General features: G+C 63.1%; 23 protein-coding genes. 17 read left to right on the top strand and 6 right to left on the bottom strand.

The window, feature by feature from the left end; genetic code table 11:
- The first annotated feature begins 6 nt into the window (after positions 1-6).
- From FJV83_RS13735 to FJV83_RS13715, 5 genes are all read left to right on the top strand, one after another.
- Positions 7-537, top strand: coding sequence for a dTDP-4-dehydrorhamnose 3,5-epimerase family protein (locus FJV83_RS13735; protein WP_142886159.1), 531 nt, complete (start codon positions 7-9; stop codon positions 535-537).
- 2 nt (positions 538-539) lie between these two features.
- A complete protein-coding gene (locus tag FJV83_RS13730; protein ID WP_142886158.1) occupies positions 540-1841 on the top strand; it encodes a glycosyltransferase in 1302 nt (433 codons plus the stop codon).
- A 150-nt stretch (positions 1842-1991) separates the two neighbouring features.
- Positions 1992-3059: a tryptophan--tRNA ligase gene (gene trpS, locus FJV83_RS13725; RefSeq protein WP_142886157.1), complete on the top strand. Its 1068-nt coding sequence runs from the start codon at positions 1992-1994 to the stop codon at positions 3057-3059.
- Between the two features lie 277 nt (positions 3060-3336).
- Positions 3337-3828 (top strand): universal stress protein, encoded by a 492-nt coding sequence (locus FJV83_RS13720; RefSeq protein ID WP_010913128.1) that lies wholly within the window; start codon positions 3337-3339, stop codon positions 3826-3828.
- Between the two features lie 146 nt (positions 3829-3974).
- Complete coding sequence (locus tag FJV83_RS13715) at positions 3975-4544, top strand: NifU family protein (protein WP_095771677.1); 570 nt, start codon at positions 3975-3977, stop codon at positions 4542-4544.
- A gap of 153 nt (positions 4545-4697) precedes the next feature.
- On the opposite strand, the gene FJV83_RS13710 is transcribed toward FJV83_RS13715, so the two are convergent.
- Positions 4698-5315, bottom strand: coding sequence for a L,D-transpeptidase (locus FJV83_RS13710; RefSeq protein WP_095771676.1), 618 nt, complete (start codon positions 5313-5315; stop codon positions 4698-4700).
- A gap of 226 nt (positions 5316-5541) precedes the next feature.
- On the opposite strand from FJV83_RS13710, the gene cueR reads away from it, so the two are divergent.
- The 5 genes from cueR to FJV83_RS13690 all read left to right on the top strand — a co-directional run bounded on the left by cueR (position 5542) and on the right by FJV83_RS13690 (position 8616).
- Positions 5542-5964 (top strand): Cu(I)-responsive transcriptional regulator, encoded by a 423-nt coding sequence (cueR, locus tag FJV83_RS13705; RefSeq protein WP_095792167.1) that lies wholly within the window; start codon positions 5542-5544, stop codon positions 5962-5964.
- 168 nt (positions 5965-6132) lie between these two features.
- Positions 6133-6465: a hypothetical protein gene (locus FJV83_RS13700; protein WP_142876239.1), complete on the top strand. Its 333-nt coding sequence runs from the start codon at positions 6133-6135 to the stop codon at positions 6463-6465.
- A 797-nt stretch (positions 6466-7262) separates the two neighbouring features.
- Positions 7263-7430 (top strand): hypothetical protein, encoded by a 168-nt coding sequence (locus tag FJV83_RS36410; RefSeq protein ID WP_019862884.1) that lies wholly within the window; start codon positions 7263-7265, stop codon positions 7428-7430.
- Between the two features lie 264 nt (positions 7431-7694).
- A complete protein-coding gene (locus tag FJV83_RS13695) occupies positions 7695-8003 on the top strand; it encodes a hypothetical protein (RefSeq protein WP_142886156.1) in 309 nt (102 codons plus the stop codon).
- A gap of 112 nt (positions 8004-8115) precedes the next feature.
- Positions 8116-8616: an MmcB family DNA repair protein gene (locus tag FJV83_RS13690; RefSeq protein ID WP_167470424.1), complete on the top strand. Its 501-nt coding sequence runs from the start codon at positions 8116-8118 to the stop codon at positions 8614-8616.
- Between the two features lie 24 nt (positions 8617-8640).
- Here FJV83_RS13690 and nhaA read toward each other — a convergent pair whose 3' ends face one another.
- The 5 genes from nhaA to FJV83_RS13660 all read right to left on the bottom strand — a co-directional run bounded on the left by nhaA (position 8641) and on the right by FJV83_RS13660 (position 15529).
- A complete protein-coding gene (gene nhaA, locus FJV83_RS13685; protein ID WP_142886155.1) occupies positions 8641-9837 on the bottom strand; it encodes a Na+/H+ antiporter NhaA in 1197 nt (398 codons plus the stop codon).
- Positions 9838-10142: 305 nt separating this feature from the next.
- Entirely contained in the window at positions 10143-10706 is a 564-nt protein-coding gene (locus FJV83_RS13675; protein WP_010913121.1) for an ActR/PrrA/RegA family redox response regulator transcription factor, read from the bottom strand.
- Positions 10707-10770: 64 nt separating this feature from the next.
- Positions 10771-12102: an ActS/PrrB/RegB family redox-sensitive histidine kinase gene (locus FJV83_RS13670; RefSeq protein ID WP_142886154.1), complete on the bottom strand. Its 1332-nt coding sequence runs from the start codon at positions 12100-12102 to the stop codon at positions 10771-10773.
- 26 nt (positions 12103-12128) lie between these two features.
- A complete protein-coding gene (gene hrpB / locus FJV83_RS13665; protein WP_142886153.1) occupies positions 12129-14591 on the bottom strand; it encodes an ATP-dependent helicase HrpB in 2463 nt (820 codons plus the stop codon).
- A 47-nt stretch (positions 14592-14638) separates the two neighbouring features.
- Complete coding sequence (locus FJV83_RS13660) at positions 14639-15529, bottom strand: DMT family transporter (protein ID WP_142886152.1); 891 nt, start codon at positions 15527-15529, stop codon at positions 14639-14641.
- A gap of 27 nt (positions 15530-15556) precedes the next feature.
- On the opposite strand from FJV83_RS13660, the gene FJV83_RS13655 reads away from it, so the two are divergent.
- The 7 genes from FJV83_RS13655 (at position 15557) to FJV83_RS13625 (ending at position 22163) form a co-directional block, all read left to right on the top strand.
- The gene (locus tag FJV83_RS13655) at positions 15557-16255 is read left to right on the top strand and encodes a PIG-L deacetylase family protein (RefSeq protein ID WP_142886151.1); all 699 of its coding nucleotides are present in this window, start codon (positions 15557-15559) and stop codon (positions 16253-16255) included.
- A gap of 231 nt (positions 16256-16486) precedes the next feature.
- Positions 16487-17818, top strand: coding sequence for an ABC transporter substrate-binding protein (locus tag FJV83_RS13650; protein ID WP_095792002.1), 1332 nt, complete (start codon positions 16487-16489; stop codon positions 17816-17818).
- A gap of 126 nt (positions 17819-17944) precedes the next feature.
- The gene (locus tag FJV83_RS13645) at positions 17945-18892 is read left to right on the top strand and encodes a sugar ABC transporter permease (RefSeq protein ID WP_095771946.1); all 948 of its coding nucleotides are present in this window, start codon (positions 17945-17947) and stop codon (positions 18890-18892) included.
- Positions 18889-19839, top strand: coding sequence for a carbohydrate ABC transporter permease (locus tag FJV83_RS13640; protein WP_010913114.1), 951 nt, complete (start codon positions 18889-18891; stop codon positions 19837-19839). The genes FJV83_RS13645 and FJV83_RS13640 overlap by 4 nt, the downstream gene beginning before the upstream one ends.
- Positions 19836-20042 (top strand): hypothetical protein, encoded by a 207-nt coding sequence (locus FJV83_RS13635; RefSeq protein WP_095771666.1) that lies wholly within the window; start codon positions 19836-19838, stop codon positions 20040-20042. The genes FJV83_RS13640 and FJV83_RS13635 overlap by 4 nt, the downstream gene beginning before the upstream one ends.
- A gap of 2 nt (positions 20043-20044) precedes the next feature.
- Positions 20045-21157, top strand: coding sequence for an ABC transporter ATP-binding protein (locus tag FJV83_RS13630; RefSeq protein ID WP_142886150.1), 1113 nt, complete (start codon positions 20045-20047; stop codon positions 21155-21157).
- Positions 21150-22163: an ABC transporter ATP-binding protein gene (locus tag FJV83_RS13625; RefSeq protein WP_142886149.1), complete on the top strand. Its 1014-nt coding sequence runs from the start codon at positions 21150-21152 to the stop codon at positions 22161-22163. Before FJV83_RS13630 ends, FJV83_RS13625 begins: the two co-directional genes overlap by 8 nt.
- Positions 22164-22236 lie beyond the last annotated feature (73 nt).

Raw genomic sequence — 22236 nt, 5'->3', positions numbered from 1 at the left:
GGCTCGATGGACAGGCTATCACTCGAAGATTTTGTTGATGATCAGCCTTGGGGAGACGACGTTCCGCTTCTGGAAGACATTTCCATTGAAAATCCGATAGCGGGCGTGCGGATGCAGCGGCTGGTTACAAGGGGCGACAAGCGTGGCGAGCTTACGGTCCTCATGTCGGCACTGCTGGAGCCCATAAGTCCGCCGCCACATGTCTATCTGGTATCGGCCGAGGCGGGATCGATCAGGGCGTGGGTCTATCACAAACGACAGTTCGACCGGCTCGCCTATACAAATGGCGACCTCAGGGTCGTACTCTACGATCTGCGCGAGGATAGCCCGACATACCAAAAACTGGAGGTCCTCGACGTCGGTGCGGCGAACAAGATCCTGCTGACGATTCCGCCCTGTATCGTTCACGGGATTCAGAATCGGGGCAAGAGCATCGCGACATTCATCAACATGCCGACAACCGTCTACGATCCTAAACATCCGGACAAATCACGAATCCCCTACGATCATCCAGGCATCCCTTACAAATTCGGATAAACATGACCACGTTTTCCGTCATCATGGCCACCTACAATCGCGGCAGACATATTCTTCCGTCGATACAATCGGTGCTGCGCCAGACCTGTCGGGACTTCGAGCTGTTGGTGGTAGGCGATTGCTGCACTGACGATACCGCCGATGTGGTTCGGGCGCTCGCGTCTCCGCAAATCCGCTGGCTGAACCTGCCCGAGCGCGGCGGCAGCCAAGCCTTCCCCAACAATGCGGGCATAGAGATGTCGCGCGGGCAATACATTGCCTATCTCGGTCATGACGATATCTGGGCTCCGGACCATCTCCAGGCACTGGCAGATCTTTTCCGGCACAACCCGCAGCCGGACTTTGTCGTGAGCGGCGCGATCTTTCATGGCCCCAGGGCAAGCAATTTTCGGTGGGTGACCGGCATTTTCGACGAATCGGACACCGCTCTCAGGCACTTCTTCCCGCCTTCCAGTTTCGGTCACCGACGCGACGTCACCGATCGAATTGGGAAATGGCGCCATGCCAAAGAGATCACAGCGCCCGTTGACGCGGATTTCCTTTTGCGGGCGGCAAGGTCCGGGATGAATTTTGTCTCGACACAGCGGGTCACTGTCCACAAGTTCGCGGCCGGCCACCGCTACCTGAGTTATACGAGCCACACTTCGGACGAGCAGGAGCGAATGGTCCGGCGAATAGCCCGGCCGGGATATGACGGCTATCTGGCGTCCGAACTGGCCAAGGCGAAGGCCGCCGGCGCTTACATGATCGTCGTTCATCCGGACTACGAGCGCTATGAAAATGGTCAGGTTTCGAGTCAGAATGCGATGGCCAAGGGCGTCGTCCGCCCGGATCTGCGCAAGCTCAGACAGCGCGAGGTCATCAAGCAGGACAACTCGCCAAAAGCGCTCGACTGGTTTCCACTCGAAGCGGGCGGCGACTGGGTATTGTGGGTCGGCTGCAATCCGCGCCCAAAGCTGCTTGTGCCGTTCAAATATGCCGGCAAGGCGCGGATTCGCCTGGACATCCGGCACCCCCTACGCGAGGCGCTGACCGAGCTCAAATTGTCCGCAAACGGACAGCCGGCTGTGGCAAGCCTTTGCAACGTGCGCCAGGAAGGCAATCTCTGGAACGCACAAGCGACGTTTGAAGTGGCGCTGCGAAGGCACGATCATACGATTCTGGAGCTTCATCTCACCAGATTGCAAAGACCCGCGGGACGCAGCGGCATCGGCGTTGCCGACATAGTGGTGACCCCGTTGGGGTGGCGAAGCATTGTTGCAAAAGGCACGCGGCTGCTGGCAAAGTTCCGCCCAGCCCGCTGATACCTCTTGCCGGTTTTTCACCCGTCGTCCATAAGCGCGCCGTCGCAAGACTTTCGCCGCGCGCGGTTTCCAGCCGCGTGATTGGCTCCAAAAAGTCTGCAACTTTTTGGAATCATGCTTATACGGCCCTCCACAAGCCATGAGGAACCCATGTCCGCCTTCAAGCCACTCGTCTTTTCCGGCGTCCAGCCGACCGGCAACCTGCATCTCGGCAACTATCTCGGCGCCATCAAGAAATTCGTCGCCCTGCAGGACACGTCCGATTGCATCTACTGCGTCGTCGACCTGCATTCGCTGACCGCGCAACTCGTTTATGACGACCTTGCCGACCAGACGCGCTCGATCACCGCCGCCTTCCTTGCCTCCGGCATCGACCCGAAGAAGCACATCGTCTTCAACCAGTCGCGGGTGATGCAGCATGCCGAGCTTGCCTGGATCTTCAATTGCGTCGCGCGCATCGGCTGGATGAACAAGATGACGCAGTTCAAGGACAAGGCCGGCAAGGACCGCGAAAATGCTTCGCTGGGCCTGCTCGCCTATCCCTCGCTGATGGCTGCCGACATCCTGCTCTACCGCGCCACGCATGTGCCGGTGGGCGAGGACCAGAAGCAGCATCTGGAGCTGACCCGCGACATCGCCCAGAAATTCAACAATGATTTTTCCGACCGCATCGCCCGGCTTGGCGTTGGCGTCGCGATGCAGGTCGGCGAGGAGACCGTGAACGGCTTCTTCCCGATCACCGAACCGGTGATCGGCGGCCCAGCGGCGCGCATCATGAGCCTGCGCGACGGTTCGAAGAAGATGTCGAAGTCGGACCCGTCGGACCTGTCACGCATCAACCTGACCGACGATGCCGACACCATCTCGAAGAAGATCCGCAAGGCCAAGACCGATCCCGAGGCTTTGCCGAGCGAAGTCGACGGGCTGGAAAGCCGGCCGGAAGCGGAAAACCTGGTCGGCATCTATGCCGGGCTGGCCGAGATGTCGAAGGCCGACGTGCTGAGGGAATTCGGCGGCCAGCAGTTTTCCGTGTTCAAGCCGGCACTGGCCGACCTTGCGGTGGAGAAGCTGGCGCCGATCGCCGGCGAGATGCGCCGCATCGAAGGCGACCGCGCCTATGTGGACGCGGTGCTCAGGGACGGCGGCGAACGCGCCGGCGTGCTCGCCGAAGCGACGATGACGACGGTGCGCGACATCATCGGGCTGCTTCAGAACTGATCCGCATCGTCAGTGCAGCGCACCATTCCGGCGCAAGACATACTGGCCTAAGGTCGGCGGCTTGCCGCCGGTCGGCGGCGGTGGCAGATTGCGGCCGAAAACGCACTCGCGTCACTGATTTTGAAATTCGCCAGAGATATCAAGGGCAATGCGAATTTCAAAATCAGTGACACGAGCAAACTATTGATTTCCAGTGTCGTTTTTGATTTCGAAGTTCGCTCGGAGCGCGATATCGAAAGCAGGCGAACTTCGAAATCACGACACTAGGTAGATAGACATGGTCTCCAAACGCCTCAGCCGCGAAGCCGGTCATCGCAGGAAATTCCTGACGATCATCGACGATACGCCCGAGTGCGAGCGCGCCGTCGCCTACGCCTCGAAGCGGGCGCAGAGCACCAGCGGCACGCTGGTGCTGCTCTATGTCATCGTGCCGGACGATTTCCAGCATTGGCTGGGCGTCGAGAAGATCATGCGCGAGGAGGCGAACGCCACGGCGCGGGCGGCTCTCGATGGCTACGCCAACAAGGTACGCCAGAAGCTCGGCATCGAGCCGGAGATGGTGGTGCGTGAAGGCAAGCCGACGGAAGAGATCCACAAACTGATCGAGGAGGACCAGGACATCGCCATCCTGGTGCTGGCGGCCGGCGCCGGCAAGGAAGGTCCCGGGCCGCTGGTCGGTGCCGTGGCCGGCAAGGGCGCCGCCTTCCCCATTCCGGTCACGGTGGTGCCGCAGAATCTGTCGGACGAGGAGATCGACAGCCTCGCCTGACGCCCGCCCGGGATTCTGTCCCCCAGCCAGCAAAAACATTCCGCAAGCCAGTCGTTCGGGCGATGCGTTTCGCTTGAATGTCCAGCCGATAAAGCCTATTTAGAACTATTCCAAACTATCTGCCCGTAGCGGGCACGGAGACGGCCATGTTCATCCAGACCGAATCGACGCCCAATCCGGCGACGCTGAAATTCCTGCCCGGCAAGGAAGTGCTGGTGGAAGGTACCGCCGATTTCCGCGATGCCGACAGTGCGGCAACGGCCTCGCCCCTGGCCGGCCGGCTGTTCGAAATCCCCGGCGTCACCGGCGTCTTCTTCGGTTACGATTTCATCACGGTGACCAAGGACGGTCCCGACTGGCAGCACCTGAAGCCGGCGATCCTCGGCGCCATCATGGAGCATTTCATGTCGGGTGCCCCTGTCATGGCGAAAAGCGGCCCGGCCGCGGAGACCAGCCAGACCGGCGAGTTCTACGACAAGGCGGACGAGGAACTGGTCATTACAATCAAGGAACTGCTCGACACCAGGGTGCGCCCGGCGGTGGCCCAGGATGGCGGCGACATCACCTTCCGCGGCTTCGAGAACGGCACGGTGTTCCTGCACATGAAGGGTGCCTGCGCCGGCTGTCCGTCATCGACGGCGACGCTGAAGCACGGCATCCAGAACCTGCTTCGGCATTTCGTGCCGGAAGTGCAGCAGGTCGAACAGGTCGCCTGATCGTCCCCGTTGCCAGCACGACTTCAGTCGTAAAAAACAAAAAACCGGGCCGAATTGCCCGGTTTTCTGTTTGGGACGTCCGTTGTTGCCTAGACGGTCCGCGTATGAACTTGTCTTCTCGTTTGACCGTGATCCCGCGAGGGATCATGGTCCTTACATCACGATGACCTTGGCGCCGACCGAGGCGCGGTCATAGAGATCGATGATGTCCTGGTTCATCAGCCTGATGCAGCCGGACGACATCGCCTTGCCGATCGAATTCCATTCCGGGCTGCCGTGCAGGCGGTAGCCCATGTCGCCGCCCTTGTTGAAGAGATACATGGCGCGCGCGCCAAGCGGGTTCTTCAGGCCCGGCTCCATGCCATTGGCGAACTTCGCCAGTTCCGGCTGGCGCCTGATCATTTCGCGGGGCGGCGTCCAGGTCGGCCATTCGCGCTTCAGCGCGATATGGGCGGTGCCGTGCCACTCGAAGCCTTCGCGACCAACGCCGATGCCGTAGCGGATCGCCAGGCCGTCACCCTCGACGAAGTAGAGGTACTTGTTCTGCGTATCGACTATGATGGTGCCCGGCTTTTCCTTGGTGTCGTAGTTCACTTCCTGCCGGCGATACTGCCTCGGCACCTTTTCGATCGGGACGCGCGGCAGTTGGTAGCCAGCATCGGTCACTGCGCCGTAGTCGTTGGAGAAGATCTGTCCGCCTATGGTGCTGCAGCCGGCGATGGCCGTGGACAGCGCCAATGCGGCAATTATTGCAAGCGACTTCATGCGCATGAGATGATCCGGTGCCCTGCCCAAACTTCAGCGGCACGAGTCGGCCGCTTTCTTGCCTTCATTCATGCTGGCATTTGCTTTGCTTGCCAAGCGCACGATGCCTATATGCTGGGACTTACGTGCTGGTAAGCGTATCAGTATGGCATTTCGGCAACAGCCTTCACCGGATTGTGAAGGAAATTCAATGGGCCTGACTCGCGGGCCCGGCAAGATCGAGGACAACGCCATGAATGTCGGCGACGCCGCCCATCGTTCAGGCCTGCCGGCCAAGACCATCCGCTACTATGAGGAGATCGGCCTGATCGCGCCGGCGCGCGCCGCCAACGGTTACCGCGATTATTCCGGTGACGACATCCATCGGCTGACCTTCCTGCGCCGCGCGCGCAACCTCGGCTTTTCCATCGACGATTGCCGCCAGCTGATGGCGCTTTACCAGGATCGCGGCCGCGCCAGCGCCGACGTGCGCGAGATCGCCGCCGCCCATGTCACGGCCATCGAGGAGAAGGTGCGCGAGCTGCAGTCGATGCGCTCGACCCTGCAGAAACTGATCCACGCCTGCCATGGCGACGAGCGGCCGGATTGCCCGATCCTGGATGACATGGCAGGGGCCGCGGCGCCTGGCGACAAACCCGTCCCGGCGAGACCATAGCAGACCCCAGCAAGGGATTTTGGGCAGAGCGAGAGAGATGGCTTTCCGTCATCCACCGCATTGGGCGCCGTTGTTCGCCCTCTGCCGGCCGGGACGGCGCGCCATTAAGTTAGACAATGCTTATAGACACATCGCCGGAGCGGCGGCATTCTCCCCTCGGGAGGGGGAGTGGACAAGTCTCGCTACGACAATCGTTCCGACCGCTGGCGAAGGCGCGCCAGGCGTCGCCGGCATTGGCGTCCCTCGCGCAACACCATCTGGTGGACATTGATTGCCGCGGCGATCGCCATCCTGGCCAGCCTGATCGCAGTCAAGGCCGGGCCGCCTCTGGTGGGCTGCAACATCAAGGGAAACATCAGCTACAATACGGGCGAGCGCATCTATCACGTTCCCGGACAGCAATATTACAACGAGACCCGGATCAGCTTGTGGAAGGGCGAACGCTGGTTCTGTTCGGAGCAAGAAGCCCGGAAGGCTGGCTGGCGAAAATCAAGATTATGAGGACGTCCGGCCAGGTCCGGTGGAACCAGGGACTTCAGTCTTATTTGCGCGATTGCTAATATACATATAGGTTAATCAGCGCGGGGACAATCACACCCAAAGCCCAAACCCGCAATGGCCGGTGCAGCCCCCTATAACCCAAAGCCAAACTGCGCCGGCCATTCCGCCAGGCATATTCCTTACGCCAACCCTTATATGCCGACTATCTAAAGTAATGGAACGTCTAATGGACATTTGAGGAACCTAAAAGGTCCCCTCAGACCTTTGTACACCGGCACGCAAGACTTTAGTCTTGCCGCTCTCTAGTGAAGAACGCAAGTTGATCGCCACGACATAGGGCTCCACAGAGATGAATACCAGACTGCCCCCACCCGGATATTGCGCGATCACGGAAGGCCCCTAGGGCTGCGGTTCGCCAACCCAATCGGCCGGCATAGAGCGATTGCATGATCGACAGACCAATGTTGCGCGAGCGATCGCGCCTTGGATGCGCCGATTGCCACGCCCCGCAGGAACGACCCGGCACGCTCGCAGTCGGGGGGACATGGGGTCGTGCCGGGTCGTTGCGGGTCAGGCTTTTGGGATCGTCTCCGCACTGCCTAAGCTATATCTATATTAGCTTCATCTCAATTAAGACTGAAGTCCTGCCCATGGACTGCCAACTTCAGAGAGCAGAACCTGTTCCGCACTTCCACGGGATGAATATTTAAGGCCGATACACCCAAAAGAAGTCAGGATCGGTTCTTGAAGGCTTGACTTGAAGGGCATACCGTCAGCCCAATGGGCCTGGTGACACAATGTTGAACGACGAAAAAGACAAGCAGTTTTGGGCTTTGGACCTGGACGCTCTGCGCAAGGCTTTCGACACATACGTTCAAGAGCACAAAACCACGGCAGCGGAGTGGGGGGAACACGCCAAGCGGTTCCTCGAAAAACAACGCGTACGTCAGCGCGAATCGAACTGATTCCCAGCCGCAGGGGTCTGCATCGGTCTGCTAGACAGATTCGACTTCCCTACCACCACCCCCTACGGGCCTGCATCGGTTGTAGGTCTGCCCGCGTATAATATCGCCTATCATAAGCCGACCAGAAGAAGACGCCCGACCAGATTGGTGGATGCATCCCGACGACCGACCGAAGAAGAAGCCGAAGGAATAGCGGCAGTCGACCTGTAGCCTTCCCCTACGGCTGGGGTAGCGGGTAACGTAACGCCGCACGGGGCAAGCACCATGAACAAACCAACTCGCCTTGCGATCGCCGCTGTGGCGTTAGGCAGCGCCGGATGCGGTGCGATGGATAGCGTTCAATCCTTTGAGATGCGTCGGGAAGCAGACGGCGCACGCGCATCATGCGGGCAAACGACTGCCCCTACTTCCCTAGGCGGAGGTAATATCGACCCCGCCGTGGCGCGATGTGTAACTGCATGCAAGCAGCTCGGGTTTGTTGTTGAGAGCACTCTTCCTCCCGGTCTGATCAACAAGAAGATCGATATGGCTGGTGGTATCCCAGCGTCAGAATGCCTGATCCTCAAAAAATAGGCCGCCGGCCCGCCTAGGACAAAATACCTATTTCACTCTGGGTTTGTCGACCATACAATCCCCCATCACAAAAGAGTTCAAACCGTGAACAAAATCTGGCATGGTGCCTGCCATGCCGATCATTTCCCCCATCGCAATCAACCCCCTCATCGACGGTCGCCAGTCCGAACGCGCCATGCTGGTGCGGCGCGGCGTGCAGCGGCTGCTCATGGCGATGGGCGCGCATGTGCTGCCTGAACTGTCGCTGGCCACCGGCCGTCGCGCCGACCTCGTGGCGCTGACCCGCCAGGGCGACATCTGGATCATCGAGATCAAATCCTCGATCGAGGATTTCCGGGTCGACCGCAAATGGCCCGATTACCGGCTGCATTCCGACCGCTTCTTCTTCGCCACCCATCCCGGCGTGCCGGCGGAGATCTTTCCGGAAGAGTGCGGCTTCATCCTCTCCGACGGCTATGGCGCCGAGATCCTACGCGAGGCGCCGGAGCACCGCATGGCGGCGGCAACGCGCAAGGCGCTGATGCTGCGCATCGCGCGCGCCGGTGCGGCGCGGCTGCTGGCGGCGGAACTGGCCGGCGTCTCGGTGCCGGCGCTGGAAGGGGAGAGCGAATAGTTCGCGGAACCGCGAACCGCGCCGCTACTCCTCACCGTCTTCCGCCCCACCCGCGGCCGGCGCCATCAGCAGCACGGCGGCGCCGAAGATGGCGGCGACGAAGGAGCCGGCGAGGATGCCGACCTTGACCGCATCCTGCAGGGCCACGTCGCCGGCAAAGGCGAGCAGGCCGATGAACAGGCTCATGGTGAAGCCGATGCCGCAGAGCAGCGAGATGCCGATCATATGCGACCATCCGGCATGGGCCGGCAGGTCGGCCAGGCCGAGCCTTATGGCGAGTGCCGAGGAGCCGAACACGCCGACCAGCTTGCCGACCACCAGGCCGGCGGCGACGCCCAGCGTCAGCGGCTCGATCAGCGCGCCAAAACTCAGGCCGGCGAGCGAAACGCCGGCATTGGCGAAACCGAAGATCGGGATGACGAAAAAGGGCACGATCTTGTGCAGGCCATGCTCGAGCCGGTGCAGCGGCGAATGGTCGAGATCGTGGCCGATCCCGGCGGAGCGCTCGAGCCGAATGGTCAGCGCCAGCGCAACGCCGGCAAGCGTGGCGTGGACGCCCGATTTCAGCACCAATACCCACAGGATTGCGCCGAGCACGAGATAGGGGACCAGCGTCATCACCCGCATGCGGTTGAGCACGACAAGCACCGCAATGACGGTGAAGGCGGCGCCGAGATAGGCGAGCGACAGGCCGCTCGTATAGAAGATGGCGATGATGATGACGGCGCCGAGGTCGTCGATGATGGCGAGCGCGGTCAGGAAGACTTTCAGCGAAGCCGGCACACGGCTGCCGAGCAGCGACAGCACGCCAAGCGCGAAGGCGATGTCGGTGGCGGTCGGGATCGCCCAGCCGGAGAGTGCCGCCGAATTGTTGCGGTTGATCAAGACATAGACCAGCGCCGGAACCACCATGCCGCCGGCCGCCGCGATGCCGGGCAGCACGCGGCGCGGCCAGGTCGACAGCTGGCCGTCCAGCATCTCGCGCTTGATCTCCAGCCCGACGAGCAGGAAGAACACCGCCATCAGCCCGTCATTGACCCAGTGCGAGACGCTGAGTGGGCCGATATAGGCATGGAGAACGGAGAAATAGGTTTCGGCGAGCGGTGAGTTGGCGACGATCAAGGCGAGTGCCGCCGCCACCATCAGGATGATGCCGCCGGCCGCCTCGCTGTCGAGGAATTCGCGGAAGACGGAAACCGGCCGCTGCTTCAAATCCTGCATGTCGCCTCCGTTAAGCCGCCTGATCAGCAGGCTTCACTATCCAAACGCCGGTGCCGCCCCTCACCTGCCTGCCGGCATCCTCTCCCCGTATAGTGACGGGGAGAGGGGCGCTGTCATCGCCGATTTCGCCAATCGCCAACGTCGCAAGAAGGGCGCCGGCATCGCGGCCAGCCCCCTTCTCCCCGTCACTATACGGGGAGAAGTGCCCGGCAGGGCGATGAGGGGCGGCGCTGACTTTGAGAATTGACGGCCTCCACCGTGAACTCGAAATCGGCCCAAGGCAATTGCCTTGCGTGTCCTGGATCCTAACGCGGCGCGCGCTTGGCCAGTATGCGCTGCAGCGTGCGGCGATGCATGTTGAGCCGGCGCGCTGTTTCGGAAACGTTGCGCTCGCACATTTCGTAGACGCGCTGGATATGCTCCCAACGCACGCGGTCGGCCGACATCGGGTTTTCCGGCGGTGCGGCGCGCTCGCCCGAGGTGCGGGTGAGGGCGGCGAAGATGTCGTCTGCGTCGGCAGGCTTCGACAGATAGTCGACGGCGCCAAGCTTCACCGCGGTCACCGCGGTGGCTATGTTGCCGTAGCCGGTCAGGATGATGGTGCGGGAATCCTCGCGCTTCTCGCGGATGGCGGCGACGACATCGAGACCGTTGCCGTCGCCGAGCCGCATGTCGACCACGGCGTAGGCCGGCGGATTGGCGCGGGCCTTGCCCACGGCCTCCTCGACGCTCTCGGCGGTCTCGACCACAAAACCCCTGGTTTCCATGGCCCGGGCGAGACGCGTGAGGAACGGCTTGTCGTCATCGACGATCAGAAGCGAGGTGTCCTCGCCTTCAACCATTGCTCCAATATTTTCATCGCCTGTCATCGTCGTAAGAATTCCTGCTGCCTTAATTTTACGCAGATATAGTTTTGCGCCGCTATTGTCCAATTCACGCAGTGTCAAACATGGTGGCCGGGGCCGTTTCCGGGTTCAGGAAGACCGATCTGGGCCACGAAATCTGCACCACGGCGCCCTCGCCCAGGCCGCTCGAATTGCGGAAATCGAGCGTGGCGCCCGAGCGTTCGAGCAGAGTCTTGGCGATGAACAGGCCGAGTCCCAGGCCGCCGCCGGCCTCGGTGCCCTGGCGCGTCGACATATAGGGCTCGCCGATGCGGTCGATGATTTCGGGTGGGAAACCAGGCCCGTCATCGATGATCGAGAAGGTGACGGTCGCCTCGTCCCAGCTCCAGCGCACGGTGACGCTCTTGCGGGCGAAATCGACGGCGTTCTCGACCAGATTGCCGAGACCGTAGATGACGCCCGGGTTACGGCGCCCGACCGGCTCCGGCCCGGTGCGCTCGCCCGGGCGAAGCTTGATCGAGATGCCGAAGTCGCGATGCGGCGCGGTGACCTCCTCGACCAGCGACGTCAGCGGCAAGCGGGACAGATGCGCCTCGCCCTCCGACGAAAGGCTGGTCAGGCGCTTGAGGATTTCGCGGCAGCGTTCGCTTTGCGAGCGCAGCAGCTTCACGTCTTCCGCGTATTTCGGGTCGCTGCCGAGCGCCTTTTCCATCTCCTTGGCGACGAGCGTGATGGTGGCGAGCGGCGTGCCGAGCTCATGCGCGGCCGCCGCCGCCAGGCCGTCGAGCGCCGAAAGGTGCTGTTCGCGCTGCAGCACCAGCTCGGTGGCGGCAAGCGCATTGGCCAAAAGCCGCGCTTCGGCGGCCACCCGGAAGGCATACATGGCGGTGAAGGCGATCGAGGACAGCACCGCCATCCACATGCCGGCGACATAGATGAAAGGCATGGCCAGCGGCGCGCCTTCATACCAGGGCAACGGCAGATGGAAGAACACCAGCAAGGTCGCCGCCAGCATCACCAGCCCGCCGAGGATGGCGGTGAGGCGTAGCGGCAGCGACGTCGCCGAAATGACGACAGGCACGGTCATCAGCAGCGAGAACGGATTGGTCAGGCCGCCGGTCATGTAGAGCAGCCCGGCAAGCTGCAGGCTGTCGAAGATCAGGATGCCGAAGGCGGCAAATGGGGTGAGCCGGTGCGCCGCCGGAAAGCGGAAGGCCAGGAACAGGTTCATCCACGCCGAACAGGCGATCAGCGCGAAGCACAGGCTGACAGGGAGCGGGAATTTCAATCCATAGGCAACGACGAGCACCGCCACGCTCTGGCCGACAATGGCCAGCCAGCGCAGCCGGATCAGCGTGTTGAGGCGCAGCCGCTGGCTTTGCTGAAAATCGGGCGCGTTCAGGATGTTGATCATGGCCATGGATTACAGCCGGGAAAGCAGGAGCGCTAGCTCCCGCGTGGCTTGGCACGGGCTGTAGCGGCGGCAAGCAGCGGATTTTCCGGCCAGACATGCTTGGGATAGCGCCCGCGCATGTCGGCGCGCACATCGGCCCAGGAGCCGCGCCAGAAGCCGGGCAGGTCGCGTGTCGTCTGGATCGGCCTGTGCGCCGGCGACAGCAACTCGAGTGTCAGCGGCACGGTGCCGTTGGCAATCGAGGGGTGGCGGTCGAGGCCGAACAGCTCCTGCACGCGCACCGCCAGAACCGGCCATTCGCCGTCATAGCGGATCGGCACATGACTGCCGGACGGCGCATCGAAATGCGTCGGCGCCAGTGCATCGACCTTGCGCTGCAGCTCGTGCGGCACGAGCGAGGCCAGGGCGGCCGAGACAACTCCGGGATCGATGGCGGCCAGGGACGCCGCCCCCGACAGGAAGGGCAGCAGCCAGTCGTCGAGGCGTTCGATCAGCGCTTCATCCGACATGTCGGGCCAGGGTGCGCCGAGGCCACGATGCAGCCAGGACAGCCGCTGGCGCAGCGTCTCGGCCTCCCTGCTCCACCCGAGCAGCGACAGGCCGTGCTCGCGCAGCGCATCTATTATGGCGCGGTCGGCATCGGCGCCTGAAGGAGCCGGCAGCATCCGTTCGGCGAGCGTGATGGCGCCAAGGCGAACGGCTTCACGCACACGCACGGCGCGGCGCTCGCGATCGAAGCTGGTCTGCCGGCGCGTTTCGATCCGGTCGGCCAGCGTGGCGCGGATGTCGTCCTCGCTTATTGCCGCGGCAGCCGCGATGCGGGCGTTCTGCGCCTTGCCCTGCAGGTCGGCGACGACCAGAAACGGCTCGCCGGCCAGCGGGTCGGCGGCATCGAGCATGGCGCCGGAGCCATTGGCCAGCACGAAGCGGCCGCGCTCGCCACGCGCCTTGGCGACGCGGTCCAACCAGGCGTTCACGAGGAGCGCGCCGGCGGAAACGGGTTCACCGTTCTTCGCGCCGCCGGCCTGTTTGGCCAGCCGTTCGGCGAGCTGGCGCGCGGCGGTGGCGCGGGGCGATCTTTCCCCGCGAAAGCGCATCAGCCGCCGCTCCAGATCGGCGCCGTCGCCGCCAAGGCCGCGTTCGGTGAGCAGCACGGCCAGCATGGCCGCCTCGCCCGCATGGCCGCTCTTGGCGGCCTCGGCAACCATATGCGCCAGCCGCACCGGCAGAGCGAGCTTGCGCATCGAAGCGCCCGCTTCCGTCAAACGCCCCGCATCGTCGATGGCATGGAGCGCGCGCAGCAGCACCCTTGCCTCGTTGAGCGCCGGCGCCGGCGGCGGATCGAGGAGGGCGAGACCGGTCGGGTCGGCCACGCCGAAGGCGGCACAGTCGAGCAACAGGCCCGAAAGGTCCGCTTCGAGGATTTCCGGCGGCGTGAAGGCGGGAAGTGCCGCCGTCTGTTCGGCGCGCCAGAGCCGGATGGCGACGCCGGCCTGCGTGCGCCCGGCGCGGCCGGCGCGCTGGTCGGCGGATGCCTTGCTGACGCGCACCGTCTCCAGCCGCGTCAGGCCGCTCGCCGGCTCATAGCGCGGCAGGCGCGACAGGCCGGAATCGATGACGACACGCACGCCGTCGATGGTGATGGAGGTCTCGGCGATCGACGTCGCCAGCACCACCTTGCGGCGGCCCGGCGGCGCCGGCTTGATCGCGGCGTCCTGCGCCTTGCCGTCGAGCTGGCCATAGAGCGGCACAATGTCGGTGTCGGCGCCGACCTTGCCGGCCAGCCGTTCGGCGGTGCGCTCGATCTCGCGCTGGCCGGGCAGGAAGGCAAGCACGCTACCGCTCTCGTCGGCAAGGGCGGCGCGGATCCCCTTGGCCATCGCATCCTCGATCGGGACGCCGGCCGGCCGTTCGTCGTAGCCTATGTCGACGGGGAAGGCGCGGCCTTCGCTTTCGATCACCGGCGCGCCCGACAGGAGTTTTGCCACGCGCGCGCCATCCAGTGTCGCCGACATCACCAGCAGCCGCAGATCCGGCCGCAGCGCACCCTGCACGTCGAGCGCCAGCGCCAGGCCGAAATCGCCGTCGAGCGAGCGCTCGTGGAATTCGTCGAAGAGGACCGCCGAGACGCCGGGCAGTTCGGGATCGTCGAGGATCATGCGCGCCAGAACGCCCTCGGTGACGACCAGTATCCTGGTCTTGGCCGAGGTGCGGTTTTCCATGCGCATGGCATAGCCGACGGTCGCGCCGGGCTCCTCATCCAGCAATTGCGCCATGCGACGCGCGGCGGCGCGGGCGGCGAGCCGGCGCGGTTCGAGCAGGACGATCTTGCCTGTCCCCAGCCATGGCGCATCGAGCAGCGCCAGCGGCACCAGCGTCGTCTTGCCGGCGCCGGGCGGCGCCACCAGCACGGCGCTGTTGCGTTCGGCCAGCGCCGCGCCCAGCGCCGGCAGCACGGCGGATACCGGAAGCTCCGGCAGGGATCTTGTCGTCATCGCGTCCGCATATCAGCGGTCACGGTCACCGTGCAACCGGCGTCGGCTCAAAGCCTGGTGCGCGCAAACGGGTTCCAGCGCACGGTGCCCAGCCGCACCTCCTCGCGCACCATGGTCAGCAGTCCCGCCCCGCCGACGACCGCAAGGCCCACCAGCGACAGCCAGTCCGGGTATTCCTGGAAGAACAGCGCGCCGAGGATCACCGCCCAGACGATCTGCGAATAATGCGTCGGCGCGATCCGGTTGGCGGGAGCGTATTTGGCGGCGAGCAGCTGCATGAATTGCCCCCCCGCGGTGAAGGCGCCGGCCATCGCCAGCCAGACGAGCTGCATGGCATTCGGCAAGGTGAAGGAGGTGGCCGCAGCGCCCGCACCGTTGAACAGCAGACCATAGCCGACAAGCACGCCGAGCATCGAGGTGCGCTTTTCCTGCTGGGCGAGCGAACGCAGCAGGATGACACTGGCCGCTGCGAGGAAGGCGTTCACGAAGGCGGCCAGGTGGCCGAGGTTCAATTCGCGAAAACCCGGCCGCACCACCAGCATCACCCCGGCAAAGCCGGCCACCACCGCCAGCCATCGCCAGGGGCCGACCTGTTCCTTCAGGATGACGGTGGACAGGATGGTGACAAGCAAGGGCGCCAGGAAGATCAGCGCGTAGACTTCGGCAAGCGGAATGTGGGTGAAGGCATAGACGCTGAGCACACCGGAGGCGATGCCGGCCCAGGCGCGCGCCTGCACTGCCCATGGCCGCTTCATGCGCCAGAAATCGCGCCAGCGTTCAGCGGCCGGGCGGGTGAAGAACAGGAAAAAGCCGGCAAACAAAGTGGCGAAGAACCCGATCTCGAAGACGGTGAACTGTCCGCCCAGGCTCTTGATAACGGCATCGCTGCCCGAATAGCTTGCATAGGCGAGCAGAGCGAGCAGGATTCCGTTCGGCACGTTTTTCCATTTCCGGGAGAGAGCAGCTTGAAAATTTTGGCGCTCGGTGCGCATCCGGACGACATCGAGATCTTCATGTTCGGTACTCTGGCCGCCTACGCGGCGCAAGGCGCAGAACTGACTTTTGCCGCGGCCACGGATGGGGCCAAGGGCGGCAAGAGTGATGCCACGGTCCTTGCGCGTGTCCGCCGCGAGGAAGCAACGGCGGCGGCAGCACTACTTGGTGCCGCGCCACGCTTTCTCGACTTTCCCGACGGCGAGCTGGTGGCCGATGCCGCGCTCATCGGCGCGCTGAAAACGCTGATCCGCGAGACCGGGCCTGAGCTGGTGATCACGCACGCGTCCAACGACTATCACGCCGACCACCGCGCGCTGTCGGACGGCGTGCGCATCGCGGCCTCGTTCGCGGTTCCGGTGCTGCATGCCGATACGATGGGCGGCACCGGGTTCTCGCCGACGCACTATGTCGATATTTCCGCCTACCGGGATATCAAGACACAGGCGATCCGCATGCACCGGTCACAGCGGCCGGAGCAATATGTCGACCGGGCGCGCATCCAGAATGAATTTCGCGCCGGCCAATGCAACGCCTTCCCCGGTTCTCTGGCCGAGGCTTTTCGCTTCGAGCCTACATTTCCCTTCGCCGACATACGCGCCTTGCTGCCGCCCGCGCCGCCGGTCCGGCCGGTGGCGCCACAGACGAACGCCATCAGCGAGGCCGGCTGAGCCGCTGCCGGAGAAACATCCGGCGACCATTTCCCAACAATTTCAATCATCCGTTTCGTCATGTTGCGACGCAGCAACGAATTCGCTTGCGTTGTTTAGTAAAAATTGCATCACTAAACAAATTACTAAACATCTGCCGTGCTCCGGCGCCGCCATGTTTAGGCCTCTGAGGAGAGAGGTTGAGGCTCTTGAAACCGTCATCCGGGCGCGTTTCGCAAATGGGAGGAAGGCATGAAATCGAGCTTGAAACTGGCGTTGGGACTGGCCTCGGCGATTGCAGCGTCGACAGCCGTCTCAAACGCCGCACACGCTGAAGACCTGACGCTTTGCTGGGCCGCGTGGGACCCGGCCAACGCACTCGTCGAACTGTCCAAGGATTTTACCAAGGAAACCGGCATCGGCATGAAATTCGAGTTCGTGCCGTGGACCAACTATGCCGACCGCTTCCTCAACGAACTGAACTCGCACGGCAAATTGTGCGACCTGATCATCGGCGACAGCCAGTGGATCGGCGGCGCGGCCGAGAACGGCCACTACGTCAAGCTGAACGACTTCTTCGACAAGGAGAAGATCAGCATGGACGACTTCGTGCCGGCGACCGTCGTCGGCTATTCGGAATGGCCGAAAAACACGCCGAACTACTGGGCGCTGCCGGCCATGGGCGACGTCGTCGGCTGGACCTATCGCAAGGACTGGTTCTCCAAGCCCGAGCTGCAGAAGGAATTCAAGGAAAAGTATGGCTGGGACCTCGGCCCGCCGGCCACTTTCGACCAGCTGAAACAGATCGCCGAATTCTTCCAGAAGCGGCAGATCGACGGCAAGACGGTCTATGGCGCCTCGATCTACACCGAGCGCGGCTCGGAAGGCATCACCATGGGCGCCATGGACGTGCTCTACAGCTACGGCTTCCAGTATGAGAACCCGAAGAAGCCCTACGAGATGGAAGGCTTCGTCAATTCCGAGAAATCGGTGAAGGGGCTGGAATTCTACAAGGCGCTCTATGATTGCTGCACGCCGCCCGGCGCCTCCAACAGCTATATGGGCGAAGGCGTCGATGCCTTCAAATCCGGACAGGTGGCTATGCACATGAACTTCGCCTTTACCTGGCCCGGCCTGCAGAAGGACGAGAATGTCGGCGGCGACAAGATCGGTTACTTCGTCAACCCGAAGGGACCCGACGGCGACCAGTTCGCCCAGCTCGGCGGCCAGGGCATCTCGGTGGTGTCCTATTCCGACAAGCACGAATCGGCGCTGAAATACATCAAGTGGTTCGCCAACAAGGACGTGCAGGCCAAGTGGTGGTCGCTCGGCGGCTATTCCTGCCTGAACGCCGTGGTGAAGGACCCGAAATTCCCCGCCAGCCAGCCCTACGCGCAGGCCTTCCTCGACTCGATGGCGATCGTGAAGGACTTCTGGGCCGAGCCGAGCTACGCGCCGTTGCTGCAGGCCTCGCAGAAGCGCTTCCATGACTATGTCGTCGCCGGCCAGGGTTCGGCCAAGGATGCACTCGACGGCCTGGTCAAGGACTGGACCCAGGTGTTCCAGGACGATGGCAAGATGTAACCGGGGCAAGATGTAACCGGCTCCTCCCGAGCCAGACCGACGCGTCCCGTGCCACCCTTGGCACGGGACGCAGTTCAGATAAATTCCATCACAGAGACGACCCAAGTGACCGAAGCAGGACTGACCATGCTCAATCGGACCGCGGAGAACGTTGCCCGGGCGACCCCGGAACCGTTGGCTCGCAAGGTCCGGGGCATCAGCGACAAGGGCCTCGCCTGGCTGTTCATTTCGCCGACGATCCTGTTGCTGCTGGCCATCAACATCTTCCCGCTGTTCTGGGCGATCTACCTATCCTTCACCAACTTCCGGGCCAACCGGCCGAACGAAGTGGTGAAGAATCTCGGCTTTGCCAACTATCAGCGCATCCTCGGCGACCAGGACATCTGGATCGCCATGCAGACGACGGCGCATTTCGTTTTCTGGACCATCCTGTTGCAGACGCTGATCGGCTTCACCCTGGCCTGGCTGATCGACCGGAAATTCCGCGGCCACGCCTTCTGGACGACGCTGATCCTGGTGCCGATGATGCTGTCGCCGGCGGTGGTCGGCAATTTCTGGCGCTTCCTCTACGAGCCGCAGATCGGCCTGTTCTCCTATGTCATCTCGTTCGTCAGCGGCATCCCGCCGACAAGCATCCAGATGCTTTCCAACGTGTCGTTGGCGCCATGGTCGATCATCATCGTCGATACCTGGATGTGGACGCCCTACGTGATGCTTATCTGCCTCGCCGGGCTGCGCTCCATCCCCGAATACATCTATGAGGCGGCCGAGGTCGACCGCGCGTCCAACTGGCGGCAATTCTGGTCGATCACGCTGCCGATGGCGCTGCCCTTCATCATGCTGGCGGTGCTGTTTCGCGGCATCGAGAACTTCAAGATGTTCGACATGGTCAACCTGCTGACCGGCGGCGGGCCGGGCTCGACCACCGAGGTCGCCTCGATCACGCTGAAGCGGCAGGCTTTCGAAAGCTGGCGCACCGGCTATTCCTCGGCCTTCGCCATCATCCTGTTCGTGGCGGTGTTCGGGCTGGCCAACATCTACGTCAAGGCGCTCAACAAGGTGAAGCAGAGATGAGCCTGACCACTGCCCATTCGGTCGTCGCACCGTCAGCGAATTCGAAGCGCATCGCCGGCGCGATCATCATCGCCTACGCGCTGATCTCGATCGTGCCGCTGTTGTGGATCTTCGCCACCAGCTTCAAGACGCCGCCGGATTCGATCGCCTATCCGCCAAAAATCGTGTTCCAGCCGAGCATCGAAGGCTATTGCAACCTGTTCACGACGCGGACGCGGCAGACGCCGGAATACATCAACTCGCTGGGGCCGGCGACCGGCTTCTGCGACGAGACCGTGCGCAAGCGCAACATGGTGATCGCCGGCCCGTCCAACTTCCTGCCGCGCTTCCTCAACTCGCTGATCATCGCCTTCGGCTCGACCTTCTGCGCGGTCTTTCTCGGCACGCTGTCGGCCTATGGTTTCTCGCGCTTCAAGGTTCCGCTCGCCGACGACCTTCTGTTCTTCATCCTGTCGACCCGCTTCATGCCACCGATCGCGGTCGCCATTCCGATCTACCTGATGTACCGCGAGCTCGGCCTGTCGGACACCGCGCTCGGCATGATCCTGCTCTACACGGCGGTCAACGTGTCGCTGGCGGTGTGGCTCTTGAAAGGCTTCATCGACGAGATCCCGCGCGAATATGAGGAAGCGGCGATGATCGACGGCTACACGCGGCTGCAGGCCTTCTGGCGCACTGTGCTGCCGCAGGCGACCACCGGCATTGCCGCGACCGCGATCTTCTGCCTGATCTTCGCCTGGAACGAATATGCCTTCGCGGCACTCTTGACCTCGGGCACGGCCCAGACCGCGCCGCCCTTCATCCCGACCATCATCGGCGAAGGCGGCCAGGACTGGCCGGCTGTGGCGGCCGGCACGACGATCTTCCTGGTGCCGATCCTGGTTTTCACTATCCTGCTTCGCAAGCAATTGCTGCGCGGCATCACCTTCGGCGCGGTACGCAAATGAGCATGACCAATCCCGTCAAACGCAAATCGCGCTGGCCGGCCTGGGCGCGGCGCGGCCTGATGGAAAACATCGCGACCGCACTGATCGCCATCGGTTTCCTGATGCTGTTCCAGCCTTTCGCGCTGTCGCTCTACACCTATTCCTTCATCACCATGCTCGCCGGCACCGTGATGTTCATCATCGTCTCGAAGTTCCCGGAATAATCATGGCCGAGATCCGTGTTCAGCACCTGAGAAAGGCCTTCGGCGATTTCGTCGCCGTGCAGGACTCCAACTTCGTCGTCGAGGATGGCGAGTTCTTCGTCATGCTCGGGCCGTCGGGCTGCGGCAAGACGACGACACTGCGCATGATCGCCGGGCTCGAACTGCCGACCGGCGGCCAGATCCTGCTCGGCGGCGAGGACGTCACCATGCTGCGGGCACGCGAGCGCGACATCGCTTTCGTCTTCCAACTGTTCGCGCTCTATCCGCATATGAATGTGCGCAAGAACATCGGTTTTCCACTGCTGGCGCAGGGCATGCCGTCGGCCGAAATCCGCGCGCGCGTCGAAGAGACGGCAAAACTCCTGCGCATCGACCATCTGCTCAACAAGTCGGTCTCCGGCCTTGCCGGCGGCGACCGTCAGCGCGTGGCGCTTGGGCGCGCCATCGTGCGGCGGCCGAAATGTTTTTTGATGGACGAGCCGCTCGGCACCTTGGACACCGAATTCCGCGATCTCATGGTCCATGAACTGCGCGAACTGCACAACCGCATCCACGCCACCACCGTCTATGTCACGCATGACCAGATGGAGGCGATGTCGATGGCCGACAAGATCGCTGTGATGAACCACGGCGTCATCGAGCAGTTCGGCACACCGCGCGAAATCTACGACCGCCCGGCGACCATGTTCGTCGCCGACTTCATCGGCTCGCCGCCGATGAATTTTCTGGGCTTCGGCGGCGGGCTCGCCAAAGGCGCGAAGGAAATCGTCGTCCAGGGCGCGAAGGTCGCGGTGCCGGAGGTGCGTGAGGATATCGCGCCGGCCGACATGGCGCTCGGCATCCGGCCCGAGCATATCCGTTTCGACGACACTTCCAAGCTGCGCGGCGCCATCTACGGCACCGAATATCTCGGCACCACGCAGATCGTAGCGGTGGAAACGGCCGACGGCATCATCAAGGCGCGGGTGCCGGCCGAAATCCGGCTCAATGCCGGAGATCATGTCGGCCTGGCCCTGAACAGCGCCCGGCTGTCGCTGTTCGACAAGGGATCGGGCCGCGCGGTGAGAACCGCGGTCCACGACACCGCCTCTCAGGGGAGAGCGCAGCATGGCTGACGTGCACATCAAGAACGTGTCCAAGAGCTTTGGCGAGCATGTCGCCGTCAACGGTCTCGACCTGCACATAGCGGACGGCGAATTCGTCGTGCTGCTCGGGCCGACCGGGGCCGGCAAGACGACGACGCTGCGGCTGATCGCCGGGCTGGAACGGCCGGATGCCGGCACGATCGAAATCAGCGGCCATAATGCGACGACGCTGTCGCCGGCCGAGCGCGACACGGCCTTCGTGTTCCAGCAGTACTCGCTCTATCCACATCTGTCGGTCTACGACAATCTCGCCTTCCCGCTGCGCTCGCCGGCGCGGAAGATCCCGGAGGACCAGATCCGTCGGCGGGTCGAGGACGTGGCAAAGATGGTGCGCATCCATCACAAGCTCGCCAACCGCTCGACCAAGCTGTCGGGCGGCGAAATGCAGCGCGTCGCCATCGGCCGCGCCTTGGTGCGCAAACCGGCGATCTATCTGATGGACGAGCCGCTGTCGTCGCTCGACGCCAAGCTGCGGGCAGATCTGCGGCTGGAGCTGAAGCGCATCCAGTCCGAACTCGGCGCGACCATGCTTTATGTCACCCATGACCAGATCGAGGCGATGACCATGGCCGACCGCATCGGCATCCTCGCCGACGGCGTGCTGGTGCAGATCGGGTCGCCGCGAACCATCTATTCGGAGCCGGCAAACCTGCATGTCGCGGCAAGGCTCGGCCAACCGGCGATCAATCTTCTGCCGACCGGCCTGCTGCCCGATGGCGGCGCGCCGGCCGGCACCAGGACGATCGGCGCGCGCACCGAACATCTGACGATCGAGAAAGCGATGAACGGCCATGCCGATGGCGTCGTCGACTGGGTCGAGCATCTCGGCGACCAGAACCATCTGCATGTGACGGTCGGGCCGAAGAAGCTGGTGACGCTGACCGACCCGGACACCGATCTGTCGCAAGGCGACAAGGTGGTGATCCGCTACCGCTCGCCACTCTATTTCGGCGCCGATGGACAAAGATTGATGTGAATGGTTTCGGTGTTTCCCCACCAAAGGGACAATGCCTCCTCCGATTGACGATCGCGAATACGGGACGAATTCG

Source organism: Mesorhizobium sp. WSM4307, assembly GCF_007003945.1.
In the GTDB taxonomy this organism is placed as follows: domain Bacteria; phylum Pseudomonadota; class Alphaproteobacteria; order Rhizobiales; family Rhizobiaceae; genus Mesorhizobium.
This window is presented reverse-complemented; position numbering and strand designations above follow the sequence as displayed.

What these genes read in the sequence shown, in the direction of transcription:
- FJV83_RS13635 (WP_095771666.1), top strand. Translation starts at nt 19,836, where the DNA reads ATGAGCATGACCAATCCCGTCAAACGCAAATCGCGCTGGCCGGCCTGG.
- hrpB (WP_142886153.1), bottom strand. Translation starts at nt 14,591, where the DNA reads ATGACGACAAGATCCCTGCCGGAGCTTCCGGTATCCGCCGTGCTGCCG.
- FJV83_RS13710 (WP_095771676.1), bottom strand. Translation starts at nt 5,315, where the DNA reads ATGCGCATGAAGTCGCTTGCAATAATTGCCGCATTGGCGCTGTCCACG.
- FJV83_RS13720 (WP_010913128.1), top strand. Translation starts at nt 3,337, where the DNA reads ATGGTCTCCAAACGCCTCAGCCGCGAAGCCGGTCATCGCAGGAAATTC.
- FJV83_RS13650 (WP_095792002.1), top strand. Translation starts at nt 16,487, where the DNA reads ATGAAATCGAGCTTGAAACTGGCGTTGGGACTGGCCTCGGCGATTGCA.
- FJV83_RS13640 (WP_010913114.1), top strand. Translation starts at nt 18,889, where the DNA reads ATGAGCCTGACCACTGCCCATTCGGTCGTCGCACCGTCAGCGAATTCG.
- FJV83_RS13645 (WP_095771946.1), top strand. Translation starts at nt 17,945, where the DNA reads ATGCTCAATCGGACCGCGGAGAACGTTGCCCGGGCGACCCCGGAACCG.
- FJV83_RS36410 (WP_019862884.1), top strand. Translation starts at nt 7,263, where the DNA reads ATGTTGAACGACGAAAAAGACAAGCAGTTTTGGGCTTTGGACCTGGAC.
- FJV83_RS13735 (WP_142886159.1), top strand. Translation starts at nt 7, where the DNA reads ATGGACAGGCTATCACTCGAAGATTTTGTTGATGATCAGCCTTGGGGA.
- FJV83_RS13715 (WP_095771677.1), top strand. Translation starts at nt 3,975, where the DNA reads ATGTTCATCCAGACCGAATCGACGCCCAATCCGGCGACGCTGAAATTC.
- FJV83_RS13670 (WP_142886154.1), bottom strand. Translation starts at nt 12,102, where the DNA reads ATGGCCATGATCAACATCCTGAACGCGCCCGATTTTCAGCAAAGCCAG.
- trpS (WP_142886157.1), top strand. Translation starts at nt 1,992, where the DNA reads ATGTCCGCCTTCAAGCCACTCGTCTTTTCCGGCGTCCAGCCGACCGGC.
- FJV83_RS13730 (WP_142886158.1), top strand. Translation starts at nt 540, where the DNA reads ATGACCACGTTTTCCGTCATCATGGCCACCTACAATCGCGGCAGACAT.
- cueR (WP_095792167.1), top strand. Translation starts at nt 5,542, where the DNA reads ATGAATGTCGGCGACGCCGCCCATCGTTCAGGCCTGCCGGCCAAGACC.
- nhaA (WP_142886155.1), bottom strand. Translation starts at nt 9,837, where the DNA reads ATGCAGGATTTGAAGCAGCGGCCGGTTTCCGTCTTCCGCGAATTCCTC.
- FJV83_RS13690 (WP_167470424.1), top strand. Translation starts at nt 8,116, where the DNA reads ATGCCGATCATTTCCCCCATCGCAATCAACCCCCTCATCGACGGTCGC.
- FJV83_RS13630 (WP_142886150.1), top strand. Translation starts at nt 20,045, where the DNA reads ATGGCCGAGATCCGTGTTCAGCACCTGAGAAAGGCCTTCGGCGATTTC.
- FJV83_RS13625 (WP_142886149.1), top strand. Translation starts at nt 21,150, where the DNA reads ATGGCTGACGTGCACATCAAGAACGTGTCCAAGAGCTTTGGCGAGCAT.
- FJV83_RS13675 (WP_010913121.1), bottom strand. Translation starts at nt 10,706, where the DNA reads ATGACAGGCGATGAAAATATTGGAGCAATGGTTGAAGGCGAGGACACC.
- FJV83_RS13695 (WP_142886156.1), top strand. Translation starts at nt 7,695, where the DNA reads ATGAACAAACCAACTCGCCTTGCGATCGCCGCTGTGGCGTTAGGCAGC.